The following is a 23,407-nucleotide window of genomic DNA, read 5'->3' as shown; positions in this document are numbered from 1 at the left end:
AATTTCTAACGAAATAAGCCTCTTGCGCATACCACACGGGCGCAAGCAGCTATCAAAACCGTAGTACCTAATCCCCATGTCAACACCCATCCTGAACGCCCCAACCCCTGACCAGCGCAAGCTGGCGCTGCTGCGCGAGCATTTTCCGCAGGCCGTGGAAACCGATGCGCAAGGGCGCATCCGCATCAACGCCAGCGCGCTGCAACTCGCGCTTGACCCGTCCAATCCGGCGGGGATTCAGGTGGAAGAAGACGGCTACGAACTGCGCTGGGTCGGCAAGCGCGAGGCGTATCACAGCGCGTTTTTGCCGGTGCAAAAAATCATTGCGCCGCTGCAGGACGACAGTAAACACTGGGACACCACCGGCAACCTGCTCATCAAGGGCGACAACCTGGACGCGTTGCGGCTGCTGCGCCAGAGCTATTTTGGCAAGGTCAAGCTGATTTATATCGACCCGCCCTACAACACCCAGAGCGACGCCTTCATCTACCGCGACGACTTTTCTGCCAAACAAAGCGAGGTGCTGGCGCAACTGGGCTACACGGCGGACAACATCGACTACATCAAGAACATCTACGGCGCGCGTACGCACAGCGGCTGGCTGTCGTTCATGTACCCGCGCCTGCTGCTGGCGAAGGATTTACTGCGCGACGACGGCGTGATTTTTATCTCGATTGACGACAACGAGCAGGCGCAGTTGAAGCTGCTGTGTGATGAGGTGTTTGGGCAGGAGAATTTTGTCTCCAACCTGACCTGGGAAAAAGGTCGCAAGAACGACGCCAAGTTTTTCTCGAATGGCCATGAATACATGCTTGCGTATGCTAAGTCAGTGGCTGCTTTGCGCGATGAAAACACGGTGTGGCGTGAAGAAAAACCCGGCGCGCGTGACATTTGGGAGCAGTACCTCAGCCTGCGGGAAAAGCACGGCACGAACAACACAAGCATTGAATCCGACCTGCAAAAGTGGTTCGCCAGCTTGCCCAAGGGCAACCCGGCCAAAAAATGGAGCCGCTACAAGCGCATTGACGCCAACGGCCCGTGGCGCGACCGGGACATTTCTTGGCCCGGCGGGGGCGGCCCGCGTTACGACGTGCTGCACCCCACCACCGGGCAAGCGTGCAAGGTTCCTGAGCGCGGGTGGATTTATTCCAACCCCGAACAAATGCAGCGCCAAATTGAACTGGGGCTGGTGGAGTTTCGGCCAGACCACAGCGAGCCGCCGTTTCGCAAGGCGCACATTCGCCCCATCGGCCAAGAACTGGAGGCCATTGAGCCTGACGCAGAAGAAGCCGACGATGAAGAAGAGTTCGCCACCCAAGTTCGGGGCAGCTATTTTTACAAGCAGTCGCAAGTTTCGGTCCGGCACTTGCGCACGCTGCTGGGTAAAAACGTTTTCAACAACCCCAAGGATCTTGAGGAAATCGCCAAACTGGTCCAGTACGCCACGTCAGGCGACAAGCAAGCGCTGGTGCTGGATTTTTTTGCGGGCAGTGGCTCCACAGGCGAAGCCGTCATGCGCCTGAACGCCGAGGACGGCGGCAATCGCCAGTTCATCCTCGTCCAGATTCCCCAGCCCATTGACCCGAAGGCGCAAAAAGAAGCCCATACCTTCGTCACCGAAACGCTGAAAAAACCCGACGCCACGATTTTCGAGATTACCGCCGAACGCCTGCGCCGGGCCGGTGCAAAAATCGAGGCCGAGCAAGCCGAAAAAGCCAAAGCCGCTGGATTGCTCCCGGCGCAGCTTGAAGGTTTTTCGTCCGACACCGTAGCCGGTTCAGCCCCGGCGGCGCACGTCGATACCGGCTTTCGCGTCTTTGATCTGGTCGATGACCCCGATGCGCTCATCCTGCAAAAACCGCTGCAGCAAGCCAGCCAGGCCGATGTACTGGCCCTGCAAGCGGCCATTGCCACGCCCCAGCCGGCGCAATTTCCGCGCATTCTGTACAACCTGCTGCTGGCCGAGGGTCTGCCGCTGACGACGCTACTGCGCACAGTGATTGATCAGCAGGTGTATGTGGCCGCCAATGTGGCGTTTGTTGTGCGGGCCTTGCCGCTGGACGTACTCACCGATACGCTGCGCGCCTTGCAGCAAGACGCCGCGCCGCCCGTCTATCTGACGGTTTATGCGCCGTGGATTGCCGACGACAACTTCATGCTGGGCATCAAGACGATGGCCGAGACGCTGGGGTATTCAGAAGACAAGCTGCGGCTGCGGGGCTGAACGCGATGATCGCCCAATTCCAGTACACCACCCTCGCCCACCAAACCCAGGCGGTGCAAAGCATTGCCGACGTGTTCAACGATGTGCGTTTTTCCCTGCCCACCAATGCGCAGAGCAACCCGGTCATGGTTCCCGCCGAAGCAGCGCCGGTCTTGCGCGGCAACATCACTGCCATCCGCAAGCGCAACCATATCCATGCCGGTGAGGTGCAGGTCGCCGGCACGGCCACGCCTGCACTTGGGCTGGATGTGCTGATGGAAACCGGCACGGGCAAGACGTTCACTTTCATCGAGACGATTCACCGGCTGCACAAGAACAAAAAACTTGCCAAGTTCATCGTGCTGGTGCCGTCCAACGCTATCCGGCAGGGCACGCTGAAAAGCCTGCAAACCACGGCGGAGTTTTTTGGCAAGCAGTACGGCCAGAAAATCAGCGTGTACAACTACTCGGCGCGCACGGTGCAGGGCTTCATTCACGCGGCCAATGCCGGAATTTCGGTGCTGGTGGCCACCTACCAGTCGTTTGCCGGCGACAGCAAGGCCATCAACAAGCGCGGCGTGGAAGCCAACCTTTTCGGCCACGCCAAGAGTTTCATGGAAGCGCTGGCGGTGATTCGCCCGGTGCTCATCATTGACGAGCCGCACCGCTTCGAGGGCAAGCAGACGCAGGAATACCTGGCCAAGTTCAACCCGCTGCTGACCATCCGGTTTGGCGCGACCTTTAAAGACAAGGCCGCAAGCGACGGACTGAAATACAACAACCTGATCTATACGCTCGACAGCCTGGACGCCTTTCGCCAGCGTCTGGTCAAGGGCATCACCGTGGACACGGTGGGCACTGGCGCGGACATGGCGCAGGTGCTGTGCTTCATCTCAAGCAGCGGAACGGCCAAGGAGCGCGCCGCGCAGGTCAGCTACCAGACGATGGCAGGCAAGCATGCCAGCGTGGCGCTGAAGGCCAAGGACAATCTGGGCGAGAAAACCGGCCTGGGTTTTTTGGACGGCCATGTGGTGGAGGCGGTGACGGCCAAAGAAGTGCGCTTCACCAATGATTTTGCGCTGCCGCTGGGCGAAGCCACGTCCTGCGGCATGCTGGCCGAACAAATGCAGGCGCTGATCATTGAGCGCAGCATTTCAAACCACTTCGAGCGTGAAGAAGCGCTCTACAGTCGCGGCATCAAGGCCCTGAGCCTGTTCTTTATCGACTCGGTGGCCAAGTACATGCCCGAAGGCACGAAGCCGGCGGTGATCCGCGTGGCCTTTGAGCGCCATTACCGCGCGCAACTGGCGCAGATGCTGGAAAAACCCGATCTGGACCCGGGCTACCGCGCCTACTTGGCTCGCAGCGCGGCCGACATTGGCCGGGTTCACAAAGGTTACTTTGCCCGCTCGCACAGCGAAAAAGGCGAAGAAGAAGCCATCAAGCTGATCTTGCAGGAAAAGGAAAAACTGCTTTCATTTGACACCGACTTGCGGTTTATCTTTTCGATGTGGGCGCTGCAGGAAGGCTGGGACAACCCGAACATCTTCACGCTGTGCAAGCTCGCGCCGAGCAACTCCAAAATCACCAAGCTGCAGCAAATCGGGCGCGGCCTGCGGCTGGCCGTGAACCAGCAGTTAGAGCGCGTTCAGTCCGACGACCCGGCGTTTGACGAGGTGAACGAGCTGGTGGTGGTGGTGCCCGCCAGCGAAGGGGATTTTGTCGAGGCGATTCAAAACGAGATTGCCGCGCACAGCGTGCAGCGCGTGGCGCGGGTGTTTGACGATGCGGTGCTGGCTGAATTTGGCGTGGCACCCAGCACCCGCGTGGCGAACCGCGTACTCGATGAATTGGCCGCGCTGGGGGTAATTTCGCTCGATGACGTGTCGGGCCAGGCGACCTTGCTGCTGGAGCGCACCGCCTACCTGGCCCGGCGTGATGAAATTCTGGCGCGCCTGAAAACTATTCATGGCATTGAAGACCAGAACGCGGTCAACATGCAGGCGTATCTGGACGCCTATTACGAAGGCTATGGCAAGGTCAAGCGCAAGGAAGACAAGCTCAAACCCACGCTTCGCCTGAACGCGGCGAACTACCAGAAGTTCAAGGAGTTGTGGGAAAACCTGAACCGCGATGCGGTGCTGCGCTACGAGCTGGATGCGGAGCTGTTGACCGAGAAAATCATCGCGCGGATTGCGACTGATTTTGAAGTGAGGCCGCTGACCATTAGCGTGACGCGCACCGAGTCAGTGCAAAGCCTGCACCAGGCCAAAAGCACGGAAACGCCTTACCTCATCCTGCCGCAGTCGGTCTATACGCTGTCGGAATTCGTGCGCGAACTGGCCAACCTGACCAAGCTGAGTTACCACACCGTCGCGCATATTTTGAGCCGCATGCCGGCGGACAAGTTTGAGCAGATTCGCCACAACGAAAACCGCGCCTTGAGCGCCCTGCGCGATTTGATGCTGGGCTGCATTTACGAATTGCTGGTCAACAAGGTGACTTACGAGTTGCGCGAAGTCCGGGTGAAGACATCCTTGACCGACAAGAAAGGAAACTTGCTTGAAACGCTGCCGGTGTCGCTGTGCGGGGTTGAAACACACGCCATCGGCAACGCCGAAATCCAGGCTAGATCGCTGTACGACGAGGCTTTCATGCCGGTGGACAGCCAGATCGAGCGTCTGACCGTGGACGAATCGAACCAGACGCGGGTGACGGTGTTTGCCAAGCTGCCCAAGATTGACATTCCCACGCCGGCGGGCAAATACAACCCGGATTTTGGCTATGCCATCACGCAGGACGGCACGGCGCAGGCGCTGTACCTGGTGGTGGAAACCAAGGGCTACGACAGCCTCAGCGACATTCCGGTCAAGGAAAAATGGAAAATTGATAGCGCCCGGCAGTTTTTCAAGGCGCTGCAAGACTTGCCCGAGCTGAAGGAAAAAGGCGTGCAAATCCGCTTTGAAACCAAAATCAACGGCGAACGTCTGGCGCAATTGATTTCAAGTATGAAATAGGCCTCTTGCGCACGCCATTCGTGCGCAAGAAGCTATCAAAACAGTAGTAAAAAAACCATGAACCCCATCGAACACTCCCCCGGCCTCATCGTCAACATCGCCACGCCCGACCTGAAACTCAGCGACTTCAAGCTGATCGCCTTTGACATGGACTCGACGCTCATCAACATCGAATGCGTCGATGAAATCGCCGATGCGGTGGGCCGAAAGGCCGAAGTGGCGGCCATCACCGAAGCCGCGATGCGCGGTGAAATCACCGATTTCAAGGACAGCTTGCGCCGGCGCGTGGCGCTGCTCAAGGGCGTGAGTGTGGCCAGCATGGAAGCGGTTTATCGCGAGCGGCTCCAGCTCAACCCGGGCGCGGCGGAACTGGTGCGCGCCTGCAAGGCGGCCGGCATGAAGGTGTTGCTGGTCAGCGGCGGCTTCACGTTTTTTGCCGACCGGGTGCGGGACGAACTGGGCATCGACTACCTGCGCGCCAATGTGCTGGAAATTGACAACGGCGTGCTGACCGGCCAGCTGGTCGATCAGCCGTGGGGCGACATCTGCGACGGCGAAGAAAAGCGCCGCACGCTGCTGGCTACCTGCGCGCAACTGGGCATCAACCCGCTGCAGTCCATTGCCATGGGCGACGGCGCGAATGACCTGCCGATGATGGGTGCGGCTGGCCTGTCGGTGGCTTATCACGCCAAGCCGAAAGTGCGCGAGCAGGCGATGGTGGCGATCAACGAGGGCGGGCTGGACCGGCTGCTGGAGCTGCTTCGCTGACGCCAGAAAGCCCTGACGCCCTGAAGCGATGAACCTGTCAACGACCTCTGCCTCCATGAATCTGTTCCAAAAATTCGAAAGCCTGCTGCACGCGTACCCTGAAGCAGAACCGACGCTACCGCCCAAGGGTTTTATTGCTTTTATCTGGGCCTGCAGCCGGGGCGCACGCGGCTTCATCTTGCTGATGGCTGTGCTGTCCGGCCTGCTGGCGGCCTTCGAGGCCTTGCTGTTCGCCATGCTGGGCCGCATCGTGGACTGGCTGGGCCGCACGCCACCGGCCCGTTTGTGGATTGAGCAAGGCACGACGCTGAAAGTGCTGGCCGGTCTGGTGATTGGCAGCATTGCGGTGGTGGCCTTGCAAACCGTCATCAAGCACCAGACCCTGGCCATCAATTTTCCGATGCGTTTGCGCTGGAACTTCCACCGCCTGATGCTGGGCCAGAGCATGGCTTTTTACCAGGATGAATTTGCCGGACGCCTGACCACCAAGGTCATGCAGACGGCGCTGGCCGTGCGCGACACGCTGTTTGTACTGGCCGATGTGCTGGTGGCCATGGTGATTTACATCGCCACCATGACGGTGCTGGCGGGCGCGTTTGACCTCAAGCTGGTGCTGCCGTTTTTGGTCTGGCTGGTGCTGTATATCGGCTCGCTCTTTTTCTTTGTGCCCCGGCTCGGCCATGTCGGCAAGCAGCAAGCCGATGCGCGTTCGCTCATGACCGGGCGCATCACCGACGCCTACACCAACATCACCACCGTCAAGCTGTTTTCCCACACCCACCGCGAAGCCGCTTTTGCGCGCTCGGCGATGCAGGAGTTCATGACTACCGGCCACAGCCAGATGCGGCTCGTCAGTGCGTTTGAAGTTGTCAACCATGCGCTGAGCATGGGCCTGATTCTGGGCATGGCGGGCACGTCGCTGTGGTTGTGGCAATCGGGCGAAGTGGGTGTCGGTGCAGTGGCGGCGGCCACCGCCATGGCGCTGCGGCTGCAGGGCATGTCGCACTGGATCATGTGGGAAATGACCAGCCTGTTTGAAAGCGTCGGCACGGTGCAGGACGGCATCAACACGCTGTCGCGCCCGCGCGCAATCGAGGACGCAGCGCAGGCCAAGGTGCTTAGCGTGCCGCACGGTGAAGTGCGCTTTGAGGACGTGAGCTTCAGCTACGGCCAGGGAACGCGGGTGATTGAAAAGCTCAATTTGACCGTCAAGCCTGGCGAAAAAATCGGTTTGATTGGCCGTTCGGGTGCGGGCAAATCCACACTGGTCAACCTGTTGCTGCGCTTTCATGATGTCGAGGCCGGGCGGATTTTGATCGACGGCCAGAATATCTCAGGCGTGACGCAGGACAGCCTGCGCAGCCACATCGGCATGGTGACGCAAGACACGTCGCTGCTGCACCGCTCGGTGCGCGACAACATCACCTACAGCCGGCCCGGCGCGACTGAGGACGCCATGCGGCTGGCGGCGCAGCAGGCCGAGGCCGACGGTTTTATTGCCGGCCTGACGGACTTGCAGGGGCGCTCGGGCTTTGACGCGCATGTCGGCGAGCGCGGCGTGAAGCTTTCGGGCGGCCAGCGCCAGCGCGTGGCCATTGCCCGGGTGATGCTGAAAGACGCGCCCATCCTGCTGCTCGACGAAGCCACCAGCGCACTCGACTCCGAAGTGGAAATTGCCATCCAGACCAGCCTGAACACCCTGATGAAAGGCAAGACCGTGATTGCAATTGCGCACCGGCTGTCAACCATTGCGGCGATGGACCGGCTGATCGTGCTGGATCAGGGCCGCATCGTGGAAGAAGGCAATCACCGCGAATTGCTGGCCCTGGGCGGTGTGTATGCGCGGCTGTGGGCGCACCAGAGCGGCGGTTTTCTACCCGACGAGACCGACGAATAAACGCTGGCCATCAGTGCCCGCCATTCAGCTTGGCATGAATGCGGCGGATGTTGCGCCAGACCCCCCACAGCACCAGCGGAATCGCCGCACCGACCAGCATTTCCGGATTGACCGGTGCGCCCGCCGCCTTGGCTGCCTTGCCGGCGTAAAGCAGCAGGCTGATGACGTAGTACGAGATGGCGGCAATCGACAGGCCTTCGACCGTCGATTGCAGGCGCAGTTGCAACTCCTGCCCTCGCGTGAGTTTTTCCAGCAGCACCTGGTTTTGCGTTTCGGTGGCAATGTCCACCCGGGTGCGCAGCAAGGCGCTGGTGCGCGTGACCCGTTCCGACAGCGAGGTCAGGCGCTGCGCGGTGGCGGCGACCGTGGCAATGGCGGGCGAGAGCCGGCGCTGCATGAATTCGCTCAACGTCTGGGTGCCGGAAATCGGCTTTTCGCGCAGCTCCGTCAGGCGCTGGCCGACCAGCGTGTTGTAGGCGCGGGTGGCAGAAAAGCGGTAAATGTGCTCGGCGGTGGCGCGCTCGACGCGGGCGGCCAGCGACACCAGCGTGTCGAGCAGTTCCTGGTCGGACGCCGACTTGCCTTCCAGCCGGGCGGTGATGTCGGCCAGCGCGCTTTCAGCTTCTGACAGCATCGGCGCAAGTTGCTTGACCACCGGCAGGCCGCGCAAGGCCATCAGCCGGTAAATCTCGACTTCCAGCAGGCGCTGCGAAATGCGGCCGGCGCGGCTTTCGCTGGTGCCGGGCACGGCAATCACCAGCATGCGCTCGAACCCGTCAGCGCCGATCTGGAAGTCAGTCACCGCCCAGGAATGGCCGTTGCCCAGTTGCGAAGCAATCACCGTGCGCCCGCCAAACCAGTCCTGTGCCTGCGCCATCAGCGCGGGCGCATCGCCCAACGCGCCTTCGACCATCACCAGCTGGATGGCCGACACGGTGTGCCCCGGAAGGCCGCGCAGCCATTCGGGCGCAACCGCCAGGCCAGAAAGCAGTTCGGGTTCTGACGCACCGAGCAGCGCACCGTCGGGCAGCGCCTGCACGATGGAATAGCGGGTGAATTCGCTGTGCCGCTCCCATTTCACCGTGAAATGGCCGCATGGCAGGCGCAGGAAGTTGCCGCTCAGGCGTTCCAGCGGCAACTCAGCCTGGCCGCTCAGACGCCGCAGGTGCGCGCATTCGTCTTCACGCGTGACGCCGGCGTTCAGCACGGCGACCTGCACGACCAGCGCCGGCAGCCGCACCCGCGCGGGCGGGCGGGCATGCACTTCGTTGTGCAGCACGGTGCGTTGCGGGTCGTCGGGTGGCAGGAAGCTAGCCGGAGGGGAAAGCGGAGGCAGGCTGGAGGTCATGCGCTAGTACTCATGTTTTGATAGCTGGTTACGCCCGTCAGTCTTGCGCGACCAGGTCTATTGACCCTGTTTCGGTACTCGGGACGCACGCCGGCTTGCCGTTTAGCGCCTGCGCTGGCCGGCGTTGCACCTGACCCGGCAAGGTGCGCGAAGCCGGCACCGCGCCTGTCGCATGGCGCTGGCCGTTGCACACTTCATGGCTGATGGCCAGGTTGTCGGCATGGCTGTTGCCGCCGTCGCACAGCGCCTGGATATGTTCGAGCGTCGCCGCCTCGGGCGTGACATGCTGGCCGCACACCCAGCACGGCACCACGCCATGCAACTGGCGGGCGACGGTGCGGTACATCTTGATGCGAAGGTGCTGCAAACTGCTCATGCGGACATTTTCATTCAAAAAAATGCCCGCCCGCCCTGCCCTTTTTAAAAATGGGCGTCAGGCAACCCTTCCATTGGCGCGGGCTCGAACAGGTACTGAAGTCCGCCAGTGCTTCCTTCAAACAGCCCTGCCGTCTGGACCGGGCAAGCGCGCACATCCCACACCTGCCGGATCAGGCCGGGCGTCAGCACTTCGGCCGTCTTGCCGCTGGCCACCACCTGGCCGCTCTGCAGCACCACGCACTGGTCGCTGTAGCGCAGCGCCTGGTTCAGGTCATGCAGCACCGCCACCACACCCGCACCCTGCCGACAAGCCCAGCTGCGCGCCAGTTGCAGCATGCGGTGCTGGTGCTGCAAGTCGAGCGCGGCGGTCGGTTCGTCGAGCAGCAGCCACCGCGCCTGAAAAATCTTGCGTTGGTTCGCTTCGTGCGACACCCTGCCTTCGGTGGTGAATGGGTGTGGCCCGGCAACGGGCACAGGCATATCGCCCTGCCCGGCCACCGGCTCCCAGACCTGCGCCAGCGCACGCGCCAGATGCACACGTGCTTTTTCGCCGCCCGACAGTGTGTTGAGGGCGCGGTGTTGCAAATGCTCTACCGCCGTCGCCTGCATGGCGCGCTGGGCAATCAGCGATTCGTGCGGCACTGGCTGGCGGCGGTGCGGGTAGCGGCCCAACTCCACCACCTCGCGCACACTGAAATCAAACGCCACCTGCGTTTCCTGCGCCACACAGGCACGCAGCCGGGCCAGCGCGCCGTGCGGATAATCCGCCAGCGCCTTGCCCGCCAACGCCACCTTGCCCATGGCGGGCTGACGCTGGCCGGTCAAGACCGACATCAGCGTGGACTTGCCCGCGCCGTTGGGGCCGAGGATGGCGGTGACTTCGCCAGCGACAAAGCGGGCTGATACCGCATGCAACAGGGTTTTTCCGGGCACTTCCACCGTCACGTCAGTGGCTTCCAGCACGCTGGCGCCGATGTTGCCGGCGCTGCGGATGTCAGCACTGCGCAGCGCCGAAAAATCCGTCAGTCTGCGCACGTTCACAGCCGGCTCCTGAAGTGGCGCAGCAGCAGCAGGAAAAACGGCACGCCGACAAACGACGTCAGCACACCCAGCGGCAACTCGGCCGGCTGCACAGCGGTGCGCGCCACGGCATCGGCGGCCAGCACCAGCGCGGCCCCCAGCAAGGCCGAGCCGGGCAGCACCACGCGGTGGTCTGGCCCCGCCACCAAGCGCACGCAGTGCGGTGCCACCAGCCCGACAAAACCAATCATGCCGGTGGTCGCCGTAACCGCGCCCACCGCCAGCGCCGTGACCACCACGGCAAACGCCTTGACGCGTTCCACCCGCACACCCAGCAAGACCGCCTGCGCTTCGCCCAGCGCAATCGCGTTGAGCGGCGCAGCCAGCTTCAGCCCGGCAAACACGGCAACGGCCACGATGGCCGACACCAGCCCCACCGCGCTCCAGCGCGCACCGCCCAGGCTGCCCAGCAGCCAGAACTGGATGCTGCGCAACTGCTCGTCGCTGGCCAGAAATGTCAGGTAACCCAGGCCAGCCCCAGCCAACGCATTGATGGCAATGCCGGCCAGCAGCATCAGCCCGACGCGGGTGGCGCCGCCCTGCTGCGACAGCGTATACACCAGCAACGTGACCAGCAGGCTGCCCAGAAAAGCCGTCAGCACCAGCGTCCAGCTGCCCAGCGTGCGCGGCAGATCAGGAAACCACACGCTGCCCAGCACGATGGTGATGCCGGCGGCCAGCGCCGCACCACTGCTGACGCCGATCAGGCCGGGGTCAGCCAGCGGATTGCGAAACAGGCCCTGCATCAGCGCGCCCGACAGGCCCAGTGCAGCGCCGGCGGCCACACCCAGCAGCAGGCGCGGCAGGCGTATCGACATGAACACCAAGTGCTCTGCCGTGGGCGCACCGGTCCGGCCGGACAGCCCCAACGCGTCCAGCACCACATTCCACAGCTGAAAAGGGCTGATGGCGTAAGCACCACGGGCGCTACCAGCTATGAAAGCAATAGCAAGCAAGGCAATACCCGCCGCCAGCACGGTGCTTGCGGGCCAGCGCTGGTGGGTATTCAGCTGCGCCGCTGTCGTCACAGGCCCGCCTTGCGCCGCGCCGCATGCGGGGCCGACTGCACCAGCAGCAACCGGTTGCCGTCGCAGTCGCTGATGCCCCATTCCATACCCCAGTCTTTTTGCACCAGCACGGGCAAGGTCTGGCCGGGCGCCGACTGCAGTGCCGGATGCCACTGTTCGATGTCGTCCACCAGCAAGCGGCAGGCGACGGTTTCAGGCGGCATGTCGGCGCGGCGCTGCCACAGCTGCACCACCACTGATTCGCGTTGCACGATGGCAATCACGCCGGGAATGTGGTGTGCTATCCGAAAGCCCCAGCTGTCGCGGTAAAAAGCCAGCGCTCGGCGCAGATCGGGGCACGACAAAATCGCAGGCGTGCGGGCACACAAAATTTCCTTCATGGTGGCTTGCTTCATGCGGCCACCTTCAATGCCGCCTGGTGCAGCGCAATGACGGCTTGCGGCAGGCGCGGCCCGAAGCCGATCAGATACAGCGCATCAAGCGCCACCAGCGCCCGTTGCCGGTAGGCAGGCGTCAGCGCCAGGCCGGGGCGGGACCAGAACTTGTCCACGCCGCCGGCCGCTTCAATGCCCTGCGTGGTGGTGACGATCACTTCGGGCGCGGCGCTGGCCAGCGCTTCTGCCGTCATCGGCCGGTAGCCGCTGAACGGGCTGGTTTGGCCTTCGGTGAAGGCATTGACAAAGCCGGCGTAGTTCAGCATGGCGTCGGCGGCGGTGTGGCGGCCTGCCACCTGCGGCGTGGCGGCGTGCGACAAAATAAAAATCGCCCTGGGCTTGCGGCCAACCCGGCGCGCCACCGTCGCCTGCGCGCCGGCCCATTCGGCGTCCAGCCTGACCTGCAGTGCGCGGGCCTCGGCACCGCGTGCGGTGGCCTGGCCCACGGCGGCGACCTTGCGCTGCACTTCGGCCCAAGTGTGGTCGGCCTCGACCAGCGCCACGTTCACGCCGGCACTGCGCAGCTGGTCCATCACCACGCCGGGGCCGGCTTCGGTCGTGCCGATCACGGTGTCGGGCTTGAGCGACAGCAGGCCTTCAGCCGACAACTGGCGCATGTAGCCGACCTTGGGCGTGCGCAAGGCCGCCTCGGGAAACAGGCTGGTGGTGTCAGTTCCGGCCAGTTGCGGCCCGGCGCCCAGCGCGAAGGCGATTTCCGTCATCGCCCCGTTGACCGAGACGATGCGCGGCAGTCTGGCCGCCGCCAGCGTCTGGCTCCACACAGCAGGGGCAGACAGGACGCAGGCGGCTAAACCCGCCGGGAGTGAGAAAAGACGCAAGGCCGCGCGCCGCGAGAGCGCGTTGCCGGGGGTGTCGAAGGGTGCGTTCATCGTCATTCTTTCGGTGAATCATGAGGGGCTCCGCCGGGGTTTCAGGCGTTCAGGATCGGCAAGCGCGTCAAGCGCGCGGCAATGTCGCGCCAGGCCTGCTGCTCGGGCACGCCGGGCTTGCGGCTGCCAAAGAACATCGCCATCAGCTCGCCCCTGGCGTCGAAGATTTCCACCGACGTCACCACGCCGTCGGCGGTCGGCTTTTTCACGATCCAGGCGTTCTGGATCAAATCCTCGCGCAGGTGCAGGTTGAAGCCGGCGTCGAGCACATTGAGCCAGCGCGCCGTGGCCGTCACCCTCGGCTCGATGCGGCTGACCGGGCCGCTATGGATCTGGATGCAGCCGCTGCTGCTGACAAACACCATGATCGACGTACCGTCCATCGACGCTTCATCAAGCAGGCGGTGCACGATGGCAGGGTCGGCGCGTTCGGTGAAGCGCCCTTGCACCAGCCGGAAAGCCTGCTGGCGCTCGACACCAAAACGACTGATTAGTCCGAAGAACTGGTGCGTGTCGGTCATCTCGCCCCAGCCTTGCGCCAGGCCTTCGGCGTCGAGTTCCGCATCAGGCGCAGCCAGCGGCTTGGGCGGCGCGGGGGTGAAGTCGCAGGTTGTGCCGGCCTCACTGAACTGGCGCACGATGTCGTTGAAGGCGTCGCGGTCGGTTTCGGCGCGCGCAAAAATCTTGTGAACGGCCACGCCATGCCGGTCAAAAAACTGCAGGCTTTGCAGCGACGGATTGGCCGGGTCACTGGCCGGCTCGCGCACCGCGAACCCGGCATGCCAGCGGCTGAAGAACAGCCGCAAATCGATGTCGTCACCCAGCGCCAGCCCCATGTGGCCGGTGGCGCTGATGTTTTCATACACGCCGGTCTTTTCAATCACCGTGGACTCGTTGCGGGTCAGCGCCATCACCGGGCCACAAAATTCCAGCGCCTGCAGCAACTCGACCCACGGGCCTTTGAGCGGCGTGACTTTCAGGCCTTTGCCGTGAAGCCCGGTGTGGGCGGCGATGGCCTGGCCTTCGCTCACGCCCAGGCTTTCAGCCGCGTCTTTGGCACGCTGGCCGCTGCGCCGCGCAGCGCTGAAACGCTCGCGCAGGCTGGCAGCGTCCAGCGCCAGCAACGCATCGGTGGCGGTGGCGGTGGCGGTGGCGGCGGATTCAGCCCCTGCCGACAGCGCCCGCGTCTGGGTTTGGAGCACCGCGCTCATTGCACTGTCTCCGGTGCGTTATGCCACAGCATGGCGTGGCGCTCGGGTGCAAGAGGGGTATGAAACGGCTCGCCGTGGCCAGAGACAGGTGCGCCTGGGTTCGTACCGGCCAGTGCATGGCTTTGCGCCAGTATCCGCAGCCAAAAGATGCGCAGGTTCGCAATCGTCACCTTGAAGCCGGACGAAGCCATCGGGTGGCACGCCAGCATGGACAGGTTGGCGATGACTTTTTTGACCATCAGCGCGCGGTGGCTGTCGCAGCAGCCCTGGGCAATGCCGGTCATCAGGGCGAGCGTGCCCGCCAGTAAGGCTTCGGCGCCGGGCATCTCCTGGTCGGGGATGGAGCGGACATCGGGGTCGTTGATGCCGGGGTCGGGAAACTGGTTCATACGTATTCCTTTCATGTCATGAATAAAAAAGCAGGGGTCAATCAAAAATCGGCGACAAGCGAAACATTCAGGTGGCGTCCGGGCTGGGTGTAGGCATCGGCCACCTGCGACGTGGCCGACAGGCCGCGCACATCGGACCAGTTCCAGTATTTGCGGTCTGTCAGGTTGGCAATGCCGGCATTCAGGCGCAGTTTTTTGCTGATACGCCACTGGCCGCTCAGGTCCAGCGTGGTGGCGGCCGGCACAAGAAATTGCGTGGCCGGCGCGGCTACAAATACATCGCCGGCCTTCTTGGCTGAATGACGGCTGGCGTCCAGACGCACCTTCCAGACCGGGGTTTCGTATTTCACGCCGACATGCAGCGTGGCCGGATCAATCGAGTTGAGCCGCCGGCCGGTAGCGCGGTCGGTGCCGCGTGTCTGGCCGTAGCTGAAAGGCGTGCTCAACTGGCCGCCGGCCACCTGGCCCCAGTCCATGGCCCCCTTGACTTCAAAGCCGCTGATGGTGGCGTTGCCGATGTTGATCGACTGGAACACCGTCGGGTTGCCGACCATGCCCGCGCCGCCCACGGTCACGTTGTCCTCGATCAGGTTGTTGAAGTGGCCGGTGAAAGCGGCAGCGTCCAGCGACAGCCGGTCCAGCCGGCCACGCAGGCCGAGTTCGAGGTTCCGGCTTTTTTCCGGCTTCAGGCTGAGGTTGGAAATGGTCTTGTAGAACTGGGTGACGTTCTCAAAAAAGCCGTTGAGCTGGCTGGCGTTGGGTGCCTTGAAGCCGCTGGCATAGTTGCCAAACACGCTCCATTCGGGCGTCGCCTGCCATAGCACGCCCAGCTTGGGCGACACCGCCGAGCCCGACAGCGAAGCCGCCTGGCCCAAAAATCCGGCCTGGCGGGCGTCGAGCTTGAAGCGGTCCAGCCGCACGCCGGGCGTGACGCTCCAGCGCTCGCTGATGAACTCGTCCTGCAGGTAAAGCGCAGCGCTGGATTCAGTAGTGTCCGGAAAGCGCTTGAGCGGAAAGGTCTCGCCCACCGCCGGCACCTGGCCGGTTTGCAGGTTGACGATGTCGGCCCGCGCATAGTCCATGCCGTAAGTGATCTTTTGCGACCATGCGGGCGACAGGCGAAGCGTCTTGTCGGCCTGAAAGCCGGCTTGCCAGCTGCGCTCGCCATAGGTCATGTCGCGCACCCGGTCGGGCGACAGGTTGCGGTCTTCATGGGTGTACTGGCGCGAGGCGGCGTCCTGGTAGCCGAGCAGCGTCTGCACGTTGTCGGCCAGCCAGCTGCCGGTCTTGTAGCGTGCCTCCCAGGTCAGCCGGGTGCGCTCGGCGGTGCTCAGCGCATGGCCGTTGAGCACCGAGTTCGCCGTCAGCGGCGGCTTGGCCCGGGCAGTGAGCAGTTCGTAGTCAGACTTTTTCTCGACACGCTCCAGCGTCAGCACATGCTTTTGCGCCGCCGTGGGACGCAGCACCAGCTTGGCCAGCAGCGCGTTGGCGCGGTCGGTTTGCGGATTGGGACGCGTGCGGTCCACGTTGGCCGCGTCGTTGGTGCCTTGGTTGTCCAGCGCCTTGCCATGAGCTTGGTTGGCTGACAGCAACCACTCCAGCGACTCATTCGCGCGCCCGGCCACGGTGGCGCTGACCGCCAGCCCCTGGTTGTCGCCGCTGTAGCGCGTCGATGCACGGCCGCCCAGCGACTGTCCTTCGGCCAGAAAGTCGGCGGGTTCATGGGTGATGAAGTTCACCAGCCCGGCCAAGCCGTCCGAGCCATAAAGCACCGAGGCCGGGCCGCGAATGATCTCGATGCGCTTGAGCAGATCCATCGAAAACGAATCGCGCCCAAAAGCATAGCTGCTGAACACATAGCTGCGCGGCGCGCGAATGCCGTCAACCAGCAGCAGCACCCGGTTGCCGTCCAGGCCGCGAATATTGAAGCCTTCATTGCCGCCGCGCCCGTCGCTGCCGCCGCCAATCAGGCCAAAGCGTGCCGGCGCGCGCCTGACCGAGACATTGGGCAGATAACGGGCCGCATCGCGGATGTCGCGGATTTGCCCTTCCTCGATGTCAGCGGCATCGATCACGTCCAGCGACATCGGCAGGTCGTCGCTCAGTTGCTCATTGCGTGACCCGCTGACCACGACTTCCTTGAGCGTATTGACCGCCACCAGTTGCGCACCCACTTGCGCCTGCGCGCTGAACGCACAGCTACCCGCCAACGCCATGCAAACAGAAAATCTGCGCAAGGCAAGTGGAGACGAAACAGGCGCAGATTGAAAGGAAACCAGCGATGCCGCCCGATAGGCCGGTATAAAGATTGCTGCCACAGTGAAGCCTTAAAACAGTTGAAAACAACCGCTGGCTGCACACCGGAAAAACTCCGGCCTGGTGGCTAGCTGAAAACGAATACGTCAATATTACATGAGAATGATTCTTATTTAAATAAAAATCAGATTACGAATAAAAAATTACTTTCACTGCGCTGTGTGTTTTTGCAACCTCCCTCCAAGGTTTGTATGGCTGATTTTTGCTACTTTTATAATAGCTGTCAGTGCCGGTGGGCTGTGCACAAGCAGCATTAATCGCTCAAAATCCACGCGCTGACAGCCTGCACTGGCAGCAACGGCACGCACCACGGCCCCAAGCAAAACCCCGGTTCATTTATTCACTGAACTGGCGCGCCTTGTCCTGAAAAGCGCTTTTAACGCACTGATGTGCGCGGCATTGGGTTGCAATGCTTGCCAAGAGATTGCGACAATGCATTTTTAAACCCACAAAGGATTTGCCATGAAAGGCGACGCACAAGTCATTGCTTATCTGCAGGCCCAGCTCAAAAACGAGCTGACGGCCATCAACCAGTATTTCGTTCACTACCGCATGTTCAAGCACTGGGGTCTGGACAAGCTGGCGAAGAAAGAATACGAAGAATCCATCGGCGAGATGAAGCATGCCGACCGGCTGATGGACCGCATTTTCATGCTCGACGGCCTGCCCAACTTGCAAGACCTGGGCAAGCTGATGATTGGCGAGGATGTGCTCGAAGCGCTGAACAGCGACTTGCGGCTTGAAACCGGCGCGCAGGCCACGGTAAAGGACGGCATCGCGCAGTGCGAAAGTGTGCGTGACTATGTCTCGCGCGACCTGCTGCAAGACATTCTGGACGACACCGAAGAGCACATCGACTTTCTGGAAACCCAGATTGAGCTGGCCGCCAAGGTCGGCATCCAGAACTATCTGCAAAGCCAGATGGGCGAACTCAGCTAAAGGCTGACGCAGCGGCGCCCCGGCACCTCAAAGTGCCGGAACACAGGCAATACACCACGGGGCTTTTCAGCCCCGTGGTTGTTTTCAGACACAAAACACTGAAAACTGGAAAGGTTTGACGATCAGTATCGCGAATCATTCTCATTTATTTATAAAATTGCAGACGAACTTTACCAGCCAGCCAACTCGCGTCCTGCACGACAGCTTCGAGCCAGCCAAGCCAATATTTAAAACCGATCCGCCGCCCGCAAGGCCGGGTCTTGCTTGGAGCTTCTCTTTTGGCACACCCTTCCGCGCGTCCTGCGCGCCACTCCGCCTCCCGCCGTAACGGCCTGAAGAAATCATCGTCTTCACTCGCACCAGTTTCTCCGTCCGCACTGACTTCCGAGCGCGTTTTGCTGCCGCTGGGGGCGCTGATGCTCGCTGCTTCGGTATCTGGCTGGGCGCAAAGCACCACGCCCGTACCGGCATCAAGCGCTGCCGCAACGACGCAGACCGAAGGCAAAACGCTGGCTCCGGTCACCGTCACCGGCACGCGTGACCGCGCGGCACAAACCTACCAAAGCGGCGTGACCAGCGTGGGCAAGATGCCGGTGGCGGCCAAGGACATTCCGCAGTCGCTGACCGTGGTGAACGACAAGCTGATCCATGACCAGGGCAAGGACAGCTTTAAAAGCGCCCTCGAAAACGTCATCGGCATCACCTTCGAGGCCGGCGAAGGCGGCCGTGTTGGTGACAACATCCGGCTGCGCGGTTTCAGCGCGGCGGGTGACATTTACCTCGATGGCATGCGCGACATTGCGCAGTACAACCGCGATTTGTTCAACATCGACCGGGTCGAAGTGCTGCGCGGCTCAGCCTCCATGCTGTTCGGCCGGGGTTCTACCGGCGGCATCGTCAGCCAGGTCAGCAAGCAGCCACGCCTGATTACCGAGCAAGAGGTCAACGCAACGGTTGGCACTGACGGCTACACACGCCTGCAGGGCGATTTCAACTTCAAGCTCGATGACGACGCGGCCCTGCGCATCAATGCCATGGCGACCGACGGCGACGGACGCGGCGACAACGCCGGCGCTTCCACCCATCGGCGCGGCCTGGCACTGGACTACCGTTTCGGTATTGGCACTGCCAACGAATTTGCGGTCAGCTATTACCACCTGCATTACAACGACAAGCCGGACTGGGGCTTTCAGTGGCTGGAGGGCAAACCCGCGCCCTCGCCTACCAACAACTACTGGTATGGCCTGGACAGCGACTTCCAGAAAGACAAGGCCGATATCTTGACCTTGTCGCACACCCATCGCTGGGGCGACGGCAGCACCCTGAAAACCACGGCACGCGACGGCTACTATTCGCGCGCCATGTGGGCCACGCAGTCGAGTTTTGCCGCTGGCACGACCGGCCTCAACATCAACCCGAACACGGTGGTCAACCGGCGCACCAACGCCAAGTCAGGCGAAGAGCACCACACCTTTTTGCAAACCGACTACCTGACCACGACCCAATGGTTTGGCCGCAAAAACAGCTTGCTGGTCGGCGCTGAATACGCGCTGGAAAAAGCGCACCGCTCCACCTATCCTTCATTGATCCGCACCAAACCTGCCACCACGGCTGGCAATCCGGGCAGCGCGGGCATCAGCGGCGACCTGACGCAGCAGTTGGCTACAGAGTTTCAGGCGCGCACGCTGGGCATTTATTTGCAGGACACGATTGACATCACCCCGCACTGGAAGCTGGTGGGCGGCTTGCGCCTTGACAACTTCAAGGGCGATTACGAACGCACCGGCAATACTGCGCCCAACAATACGCCGCTGTCACGTTCGGACACGCTGCTGAGCAAACGCCTGGGCGTGATGTTCCAGCCGAACGAAGAAGTGAGCTATTACGCGTCGTATGGCACGTCGTTCAACACCTCGGGCGATCTTTACCAGTTTGATCCAACCTCGGCCAATACCGCTCCGGAAAGCAGCCGCAACATGGAAATCGGCGCCAAGTGGGAGCTGTACGGTGGCGACCTGTCGTTCCGCACGGCGCTGGCACGCACCGAGAAGTTCAACGAGCGAAACACCGACATCGACACCGCCAACAATTCGTACTTGCTGTCGGGCAAGCGCCACACCGATGCGCTGGAGTTCGAGATTGCCGGCCGCATCACGCCGCAGTGGGATGTGTTTGCCGGCCTGGGCTTCATGAAAGCGGTGATTGACCAGGCGGGCTTGAATGCCGCCGGTCAGGCGGAAGTCGGGAAAAATCCCGGACTGAGCCCAACTCGCCAGGCAACCTTGTTCTCTACCTACCGCATCGGCGACAAGTGGCGCGTCGGCGGCTGCTTTACAGCCGTCAGCCAGAACAAGCCAGCCAACAGCGTGACCACGCTGAACCGCGCACCGGGTTATGTCAAGGCCGACGCGCTGCTCGAATACCGCGTCAACGAAGGCAACAGCCTGAAGCTCAACATCGACAACCTGTTTGACAAGGTGTACTTCAACACGCTGTACCGGGGCTTTGCCGCACCGGGCGACGCACGCAGTGTGCGCCTGACGCTGACCAGCAAGTTCTAAACCCGGCGTTTTTATTACGCGCATTGACCTTTCGGGCATTCCCGCCAACGGCTGGAATGCCCGATTCCTTTTGGAGACCTCTTTATGTTGCTTCGCATTCCCCAAGTCCTCCAGCCCGACGAACTCGCCCAGGTGCGCCAGCTGATCCTGAACGCCGACTGGGCCGATGGCCGCATCACCGCTGGCAGCCAGTCCGGCAGCGTCAAGAACAACCGGCAGTTGCCGGAAGAATTGCCCGCCGCCCAGCAGGCGCGCCACCTGGTTTCCGTGGCACTGGCCCGCAACCCGATGTTCGTGACCGGCGCGCTGCCCAAATCTGTCTATCCGCCGCTGTTCAACCGCTACGGCGGCGGCAACGACACCAACCATTTCGGCAACCACATCGACAACGCCGTGCGCACCCATGCCGCCACGGCGCGCCATGTGCGCACCGACATTTCCTGCACGCTGTTCCTGAGCGAGCCGGCCAGCTACGACGGCGGCGAACTCGTGGTGCAGGACACCTACGGCGAGCAGCGCATCAAGTTTGACGCGGGCGACCTGGTGATGTATCCCGGTACATCGGTGCATCGCGTCGAGCCCGTCACGCGGGGCGAACGGCTGGCCTGCTTTTTCTGGATCGAAAGCATGGTGCGCGCCGATGCGCAGCGCCGCCTGCTCTATGAGATGGACATGGCGATTACCGCACTGCGCCAAAAAGACCTGCAGAGCGCCGAGCCGGGCAGCGCGGAAAGCGCCGAAGTGGTGCGCCTGACTGGCTGCTACCACAACCTGTTGCGCATGTGGGCCGATGTTTGACAGAACGGGCTGATCGTCGGCATCCACTTCTTTACCCTCAAGCGCATCTGCTTTCGATAGACGCTATGAATTACATAGCTACCAGCGCCCGTCCATTGTGCGCAATAGGCATTTTTAGCATTAAAAATTGATTTTTTTCTCAACATCGAATGCAAACAAGCCTTGCAGTGATTGCAAATGCGACCGATTCTCATTTATAATACGGCCATCTGATTGAATTCCTTAACCCGCAAGGTTCTCCATGATCATCTGTGTTTGCCGCCGAATTTCTGACCGTGAAATTGCCCGTCATGCCCGTGCCGGCATGGGCTTTGACGACATCCAGTTCGAGCTGGGCGTGGCCACCCAGTGCGGCAAATGCGAAGGCTGTGCCCGTGACGTGGTGGCGCAGTGCAACGGGGCCTGCCCGTCGGCCAATATTTCGCTGGGTGCTGACCTTGCGCAAGGCCAGGCATGGAACACCCGCTCGGTTTGATCAGCGCGCTTGCGGTCAGCCTGATCCTGGTGATAGGTTGTACATGGTGGATTTTTCGCCGCTAGAAACGGACGGATTGCACGGCGCAACGGCTTTGCGTCCAGCTACTTACCAGCCGCTTTTCAGCCTTTTTCCTCATTTTTCTTACTTTGCCTGACCCCTTTACGTGATGAACGCCCCCGCCTTTTCAGGCCCTTCCCTTGCACAGGCACCGCTGCCGCGCACCCGACTCAGTCGCAATGCGGTCATTGCGCTGGCCGTGGTGGCGCTGCATGTCGGCCTGATCTGGGCGCTGCAAAGCGGTTTGCTGGTGCGAACGGCAGAACTGATTGTGCCGGCCGAGGTGCTGGCGCAGTTCATCGAGCCCGCCGCACCGATTGAAAAACCGGCGCCGCCCGCGCCACCGTCACCGACCGTGCGCCCTGTCAAGCCAGCTCCGGTCAAGCCCGCCCCGGTGGTGCAGAAAAAATTCGTCCCCCAGCGCACCGCGCCCTCCAGCGCGCTGCCGCTGGCCATTGCCGACGCTACACCTTCGCCGAACGCCCCCACCGGCAGCCTGACGCAAGACCTGGCGTCCACGCCGGCCCCGGCCCCGGTCGCGACTGCGCCCGCCGCACCGCCCGCGCCGCCGGCCCCGCCCGCTATTGAGTTGCCATCAAGCAATGCGGACTATTTGCAAAACCCAAAACCCGCCTACCCGCCGCTCAGCAGACGCCTGGGCGAGCAAGGCAAAGTCCTTGTCCGCGTGCTGATTGGTGCCGATGGCGTGCCGAAAAAAGCTGAAATGCGCCAGTCCAGCGGATTTGAGCGCCTTGACCAGGCGGCACTGAACACCGTTCTCAAATGGCGTTACGTTCCCGGCAAGCGCGGCGGCGTAGCCGAGGAAATGTGGTTCAACGTTCCCATCAATTTTGTTCTTGAATAATTCCCTGGAGTCTTTAGCAAATGGAAACCCAATTCGGCCTGGCCCACGTCTGGTCACAAGGCGATATCGTCACCAAAAGCGTGGCCGTGCTGCTGCTGCTCATGTCGCTGTCCTCGTGGATGGTCATCATCATCAAGGCGCTGGACTTGCGCCGGTTTTCCAGCCAGGCCAAGGCGACTGAAAGCTTCTGGCACAGCGCCGACTTTGCCGATGGCGTCGCCAAGTTCGGCAACGACCCGGCCAACCCTTTTCGTCTGCTCGCCCAGGAAGGCCGCGAAGCCACGGCCCACGTGCTGCACAAGGATGGCAATGCCAAACCCCAGCTGCACGATGCGCTGGACTTGAGCGAATGGGTCACGCGCAGCCTGCGCAATTCGATGGACGACATCAGCGCCCGCATGCAGGCCGGTCTGGCGGTGCTCGCTTCGGTCGGCTCGACCGCGCCGTTTGTCGGCCTGTTCGGCACGGTCTGGGGCATCTACCACGCGCTGCTGGCGATTGGCCTGAATGGCCAGGCCAGCATCGACAAGGTGGCCGGCCCGGTCGGCGAGTCGCTGATCATGACGGCGATGGGCCTGGCGGTCGCCATTCCTGCAGTGCTGGGCTACAACGCCCTGGTGCGCGGCAACAAATCCGCCAGCGGCAAGCTCAACCGCTTCGCCCATGACCTGCATGCTTACTTTGTGACCGGTGCCCGCGTCAGCGGCCCCGGCGCGGCCAATGTACTGGTGATGAAGAAGGCGAGCTGAT

19 protein-coding genes are annotated in these 23,407 nt (G+C 62.1%); 10 read left to right on the top strand and 9 right to left on the bottom strand.

The features are described from left to right. Positions 1 to 76 precede the first annotated feature (76 nt). The 4 genes from RCH06_RS03655 to RCH06_RS03640 are packed head-to-tail and all read left to right on the top strand — an operon-like array spanning position 77 to position 7,885. Positions 77 to 2,224 carry a site-specific DNA-methyltransferase gene (locus RCH06_RS03655; RefSeq protein WP_327080067.1) on the top strand — a complete coding sequence of 716 codons (2,148 nt, stop codon included), beginning with the start codon at positions 77 to 79 and terminating at the stop codon, positions 2,222 to 2,224. Between the two features lie 5 nt (positions 2,225 to 2,229). After that, positions 2,230 to 5,220: a restriction endonuclease gene (locus tag RCH06_RS03650; protein ID WP_327080066.1), complete on the top strand. Its 2,991-nt coding sequence runs from the start codon at positions 2,230 to 2,232 to the stop codon at positions 5,218 to 5,220. A 57-nt stretch (positions 5,221 to 5,277) separates the two neighbouring features. After that, complete coding sequence (serB, locus tag RCH06_RS03645; RefSeq protein ID WP_327080065.1) at positions 5,278 to 5,988, top strand: phosphoserine phosphatase SerB; 711 nt, start codon at positions 5,278 to 5,280, stop codon at positions 5,986 to 5,988. Positions 5,989 to 6,043: 55 nt separating this feature from the next. Beyond that, positions 6,044 to 7,885 carry an ABC transporter ATP-binding protein gene (locus RCH06_RS03640; RefSeq protein ID WP_327080064.1) on the top strand — a complete coding sequence of 614 codons (1,842 nt, stop codon included), beginning with the start codon at positions 6,044 to 6,046 and terminating at the stop codon, positions 7,883 to 7,885. Positions 7,886 to 7,895: 10 nt separating this feature from the next. Here the strand turns inward: RCH06_RS03640 and RCH06_RS03635 are convergent, their stop codons facing one another. From RCH06_RS03635 to RCH06_RS03595, 9 genes are read right to left on the bottom strand one after another with little or no spacing between them, the layout of a single operon-like run. Then, on the bottom strand, positions 7,896 to 9,233 hold the full coding sequence (locus RCH06_RS03635; protein WP_327080063.1) for a DUF3422 family protein: 1,338 nt from the start codon (positions 9,231 to 9,233) through the stop codon (positions 7,896 to 7,898). A gap of 37 nt (positions 9,234 to 9,270) precedes the next feature. Then, positions 9,271 to 9,609: an HNH endonuclease signature motif containing protein gene (locus RCH06_RS03630; RefSeq protein ID WP_327080062.1), complete on the bottom strand. Its 339-nt coding sequence runs from the start codon at positions 9,607 to 9,609 to the stop codon at positions 9,271 to 9,273. A 44-nt stretch (positions 9,610 to 9,653) separates the two neighbouring features. Further along, entirely contained in the window at positions 9,654 to 10,652 is a 999-nt protein-coding gene (locus RCH06_RS03625; protein ID WP_327080061.1) for a heme ABC transporter ATP-binding protein, read from the bottom strand. Continuing rightward, positions 10,649 to 11,719 carry a FecCD family ABC transporter permease gene (locus RCH06_RS03620; protein ID WP_442799584.1) on the bottom strand — a complete coding sequence of 357 codons (1,071 nt, stop codon included), beginning with the start codon at positions 11,717 to 11,719 and terminating at the stop codon, positions 10,649 to 10,651. Before RCH06_RS03620 ends, RCH06_RS03625 begins: the two co-directional genes overlap by 4 nt. Further along, positions 11,716 to 12,114 (bottom strand): VOC family protein, encoded by a 399-nt coding sequence (locus RCH06_RS03615; RefSeq protein ID WP_327080060.1) that lies wholly within the window; start codon positions 12,112 to 12,114, stop codon positions 11,716 to 11,718. The genes RCH06_RS03620 and RCH06_RS03615 overlap by 4 nt, the downstream gene beginning before the upstream one ends. Beyond that, positions 12,111 to 13,043, bottom strand: a complete 933-nt coding sequence (locus RCH06_RS03610; RefSeq protein WP_327080059.1) for a heme/hemin ABC transporter substrate-binding protein — start codon at positions 13,041 to 13,043, stop codon at positions 12,111 to 12,113. Before RCH06_RS03610 ends, RCH06_RS03615 begins: the two co-directional genes overlap by 4 nt. Before the next feature lie 41 nt (positions 13,044 to 13,084). Continuing rightward, positions 13,085 to 14,254 (bottom strand): hemin-degrading factor, encoded by a 1,170-nt coding sequence (locus tag RCH06_RS03605; RefSeq protein ID WP_327080058.1) that lies wholly within the window; start codon positions 14,252 to 14,254, stop codon positions 13,085 to 13,087. Further along, positions 14,251 to 14,643: a hypothetical protein gene (locus RCH06_RS03600; protein ID WP_327080057.1), complete on the bottom strand. Its 393-nt coding sequence runs from the start codon at positions 14,641 to 14,643 to the stop codon at positions 14,251 to 14,253. Before RCH06_RS03600 ends, RCH06_RS03605 begins: the two co-directional genes overlap by 4 nt. A gap of 41 nt (positions 14,644 to 14,684) precedes the next feature. After that, complete coding sequence (locus RCH06_RS03595) at positions 14,685 to 16,880, bottom strand: TonB-dependent hemoglobin/transferrin/lactoferrin family receptor (protein ID WP_327080056.1); 2,196 nt, start codon at positions 16,878 to 16,880, stop codon at positions 14,685 to 14,687. 541 nt (positions 16,881 to 17,421) lie between these two features. On the opposite strand from RCH06_RS03595, the gene bfr reads away from it, so the two are divergent. From bfr to RCH06_RS03565, 6 genes are all read left to right on the top strand, one after another. Continuing rightward, on the top strand, positions 17,422 to 17,898 hold the full coding sequence (gene bfr / locus RCH06_RS03590) for a bacterioferritin (RefSeq protein ID WP_327080055.1): 477 nt from the start codon (positions 17,422 to 17,424) through the stop codon (positions 17,896 to 17,898). Positions 17,899 to 18,176: 278 nt separating this feature from the next. Next, entirely contained in the window at positions 18,177 to 20,459 is a 2,283-nt protein-coding gene (locus RCH06_RS03585) for a TonB-dependent receptor (protein WP_327080054.1), read from the top strand. A gap of 84 nt (positions 20,460 to 20,543) precedes the next feature. Continuing rightward, positions 20,544 to 21,257, top strand: a complete 714-nt coding sequence (locus tag RCH06_RS03580; protein WP_327080053.1) for a Fe2+-dependent dioxygenase — start codon at positions 20,544 to 20,546, stop codon at positions 21,255 to 21,257. 241 nt (positions 21,258 to 21,498) lie between these two features. Next, positions 21,499 to 21,732 carry a (2Fe-2S)-binding protein gene (locus tag RCH06_RS03575; protein WP_327080052.1) on the top strand — a complete coding sequence of 78 codons (234 nt, stop codon included), beginning with the start codon at positions 21,499 to 21,501 and terminating at the stop codon, positions 21,730 to 21,732. Between the two features lie 169 nt (positions 21,733 to 21,901). Then, positions 21,902 to 22,657, top strand: coding sequence for an energy transducer TonB (locus RCH06_RS03570; RefSeq protein ID WP_327080051.1), 756 nt, complete (start codon positions 21,902 to 21,904; stop codon positions 22,655 to 22,657). A 20-nt stretch (positions 22,658 to 22,677) separates the two neighbouring features. Then, positions 22,678 to 23,406: a MotA/TolQ/ExbB proton channel family protein gene (locus RCH06_RS03565; protein WP_327080050.1), complete on the top strand. Its 729-nt coding sequence runs from the start codon at positions 22,678 to 22,680 to the stop codon at positions 23,404 to 23,406. Position 23,407 lies beyond the last annotated feature (1 nt).

Source organism: Polaromonas sp. CG_9.5 (assembly GCF_035984465.1).
GTDB lineage: Bacteria > Pseudomonadota > Gammaproteobacteria > Burkholderiales > Burkholderiaceae_C > Polaromonas.
Note: the sequence above shows the minus strand (reverse complement) of the source record. Positions and strands in the feature narration are given on the sequence as shown.

What these genes read in the sequence shown, in the direction of transcription:
- RCH06_RS03655 (WP_327080067.1), top strand. Translation starts at nt 77, where the DNA reads ATGTCAACACCCATCCTGAACGCCCCAACCCCTGACCAGCGCAAGCTG.
- RCH06_RS03650 (WP_327080066.1), top strand. Translation starts at nt 2,230, where the DNA reads ATGATCGCCCAATTCCAGTACACCACCCTCGCCCACCAAACCCAGGCG.
- serB (WP_327080065.1), top strand. Translation starts at nt 5,278, where the DNA reads ATGAACCCCATCGAACACTCCCCCGGCCTCATCGTCAACATCGCCACG.
- RCH06_RS03640 (WP_327080064.1), top strand. Translation starts at nt 6,044, where the DNA reads ATGAATCTGTTCCAAAAATTCGAAAGCCTGCTGCACGCGTACCCTGAA.
- RCH06_RS03635 (WP_327080063.1), bottom strand. Translation starts at nt 9,233, where the DNA reads ATGACCTCCAGCCTGCCTCCGCTTTCCCCTCCGGCTAGCTTCCTGCCA.
- RCH06_RS03630 (WP_327080062.1), bottom strand. Translation starts at nt 9,609, where the DNA reads ATGAGCAGTTTGCAGCACCTTCGCATCAAGATGTACCGCACCGTCGCC.
- RCH06_RS03615 (WP_327080060.1), bottom strand. Translation starts at nt 12,114, where the DNA reads ATGAAGCAAGCCACCATGAAGGAAATTTTGTGTGCCCGCACGCCTGCG.
- RCH06_RS03610 (WP_327080059.1), bottom strand. Translation starts at nt 13,043, where the DNA reads ATGAACGCACCCTTCGACACCCCCGGCAACGCGCTCTCGCGGCGCGCG.
- RCH06_RS03605 (WP_327080058.1), bottom strand. Translation starts at nt 14,254, where the DNA reads ATGAGCGCGGTGCTCCAAACCCAGACGCGGGCGCTGTCGGCAGGGGCT.
- RCH06_RS03600 (WP_327080057.1), bottom strand. Translation starts at nt 14,643, where the DNA reads ATGAACCAGTTTCCCGACCCCGGCATCAACGACCCCGATGTCCGCTCC.
- bfr (WP_327080055.1), top strand. Translation starts at nt 17,422, where the DNA reads ATGAAAGGCGACGCACAAGTCATTGCTTATCTGCAGGCCCAGCTCAAA.
- RCH06_RS03580 (WP_327080053.1), top strand. Translation starts at nt 20,544, where the DNA reads ATGTTGCTTCGCATTCCCCAAGTCCTCCAGCCCGACGAACTCGCCCAG.
- RCH06_RS03575 (WP_327080052.1), top strand. Translation starts at nt 21,499, where the DNA reads ATGATCATCTGTGTTTGCCGCCGAATTTCTGACCGTGAAATTGCCCGT.
- RCH06_RS03570 (WP_327080051.1), top strand. Translation starts at nt 21,902, where the DNA reads ATGAACGCCCCCGCCTTTTCAGGCCCTTCCCTTGCACAGGCACCGCTG.
- RCH06_RS03565 (WP_327080050.1), top strand. Translation starts at nt 22,678, where the DNA reads ATGGAAACCCAATTCGGCCTGGCCCACGTCTGGTCACAAGGCGATATC.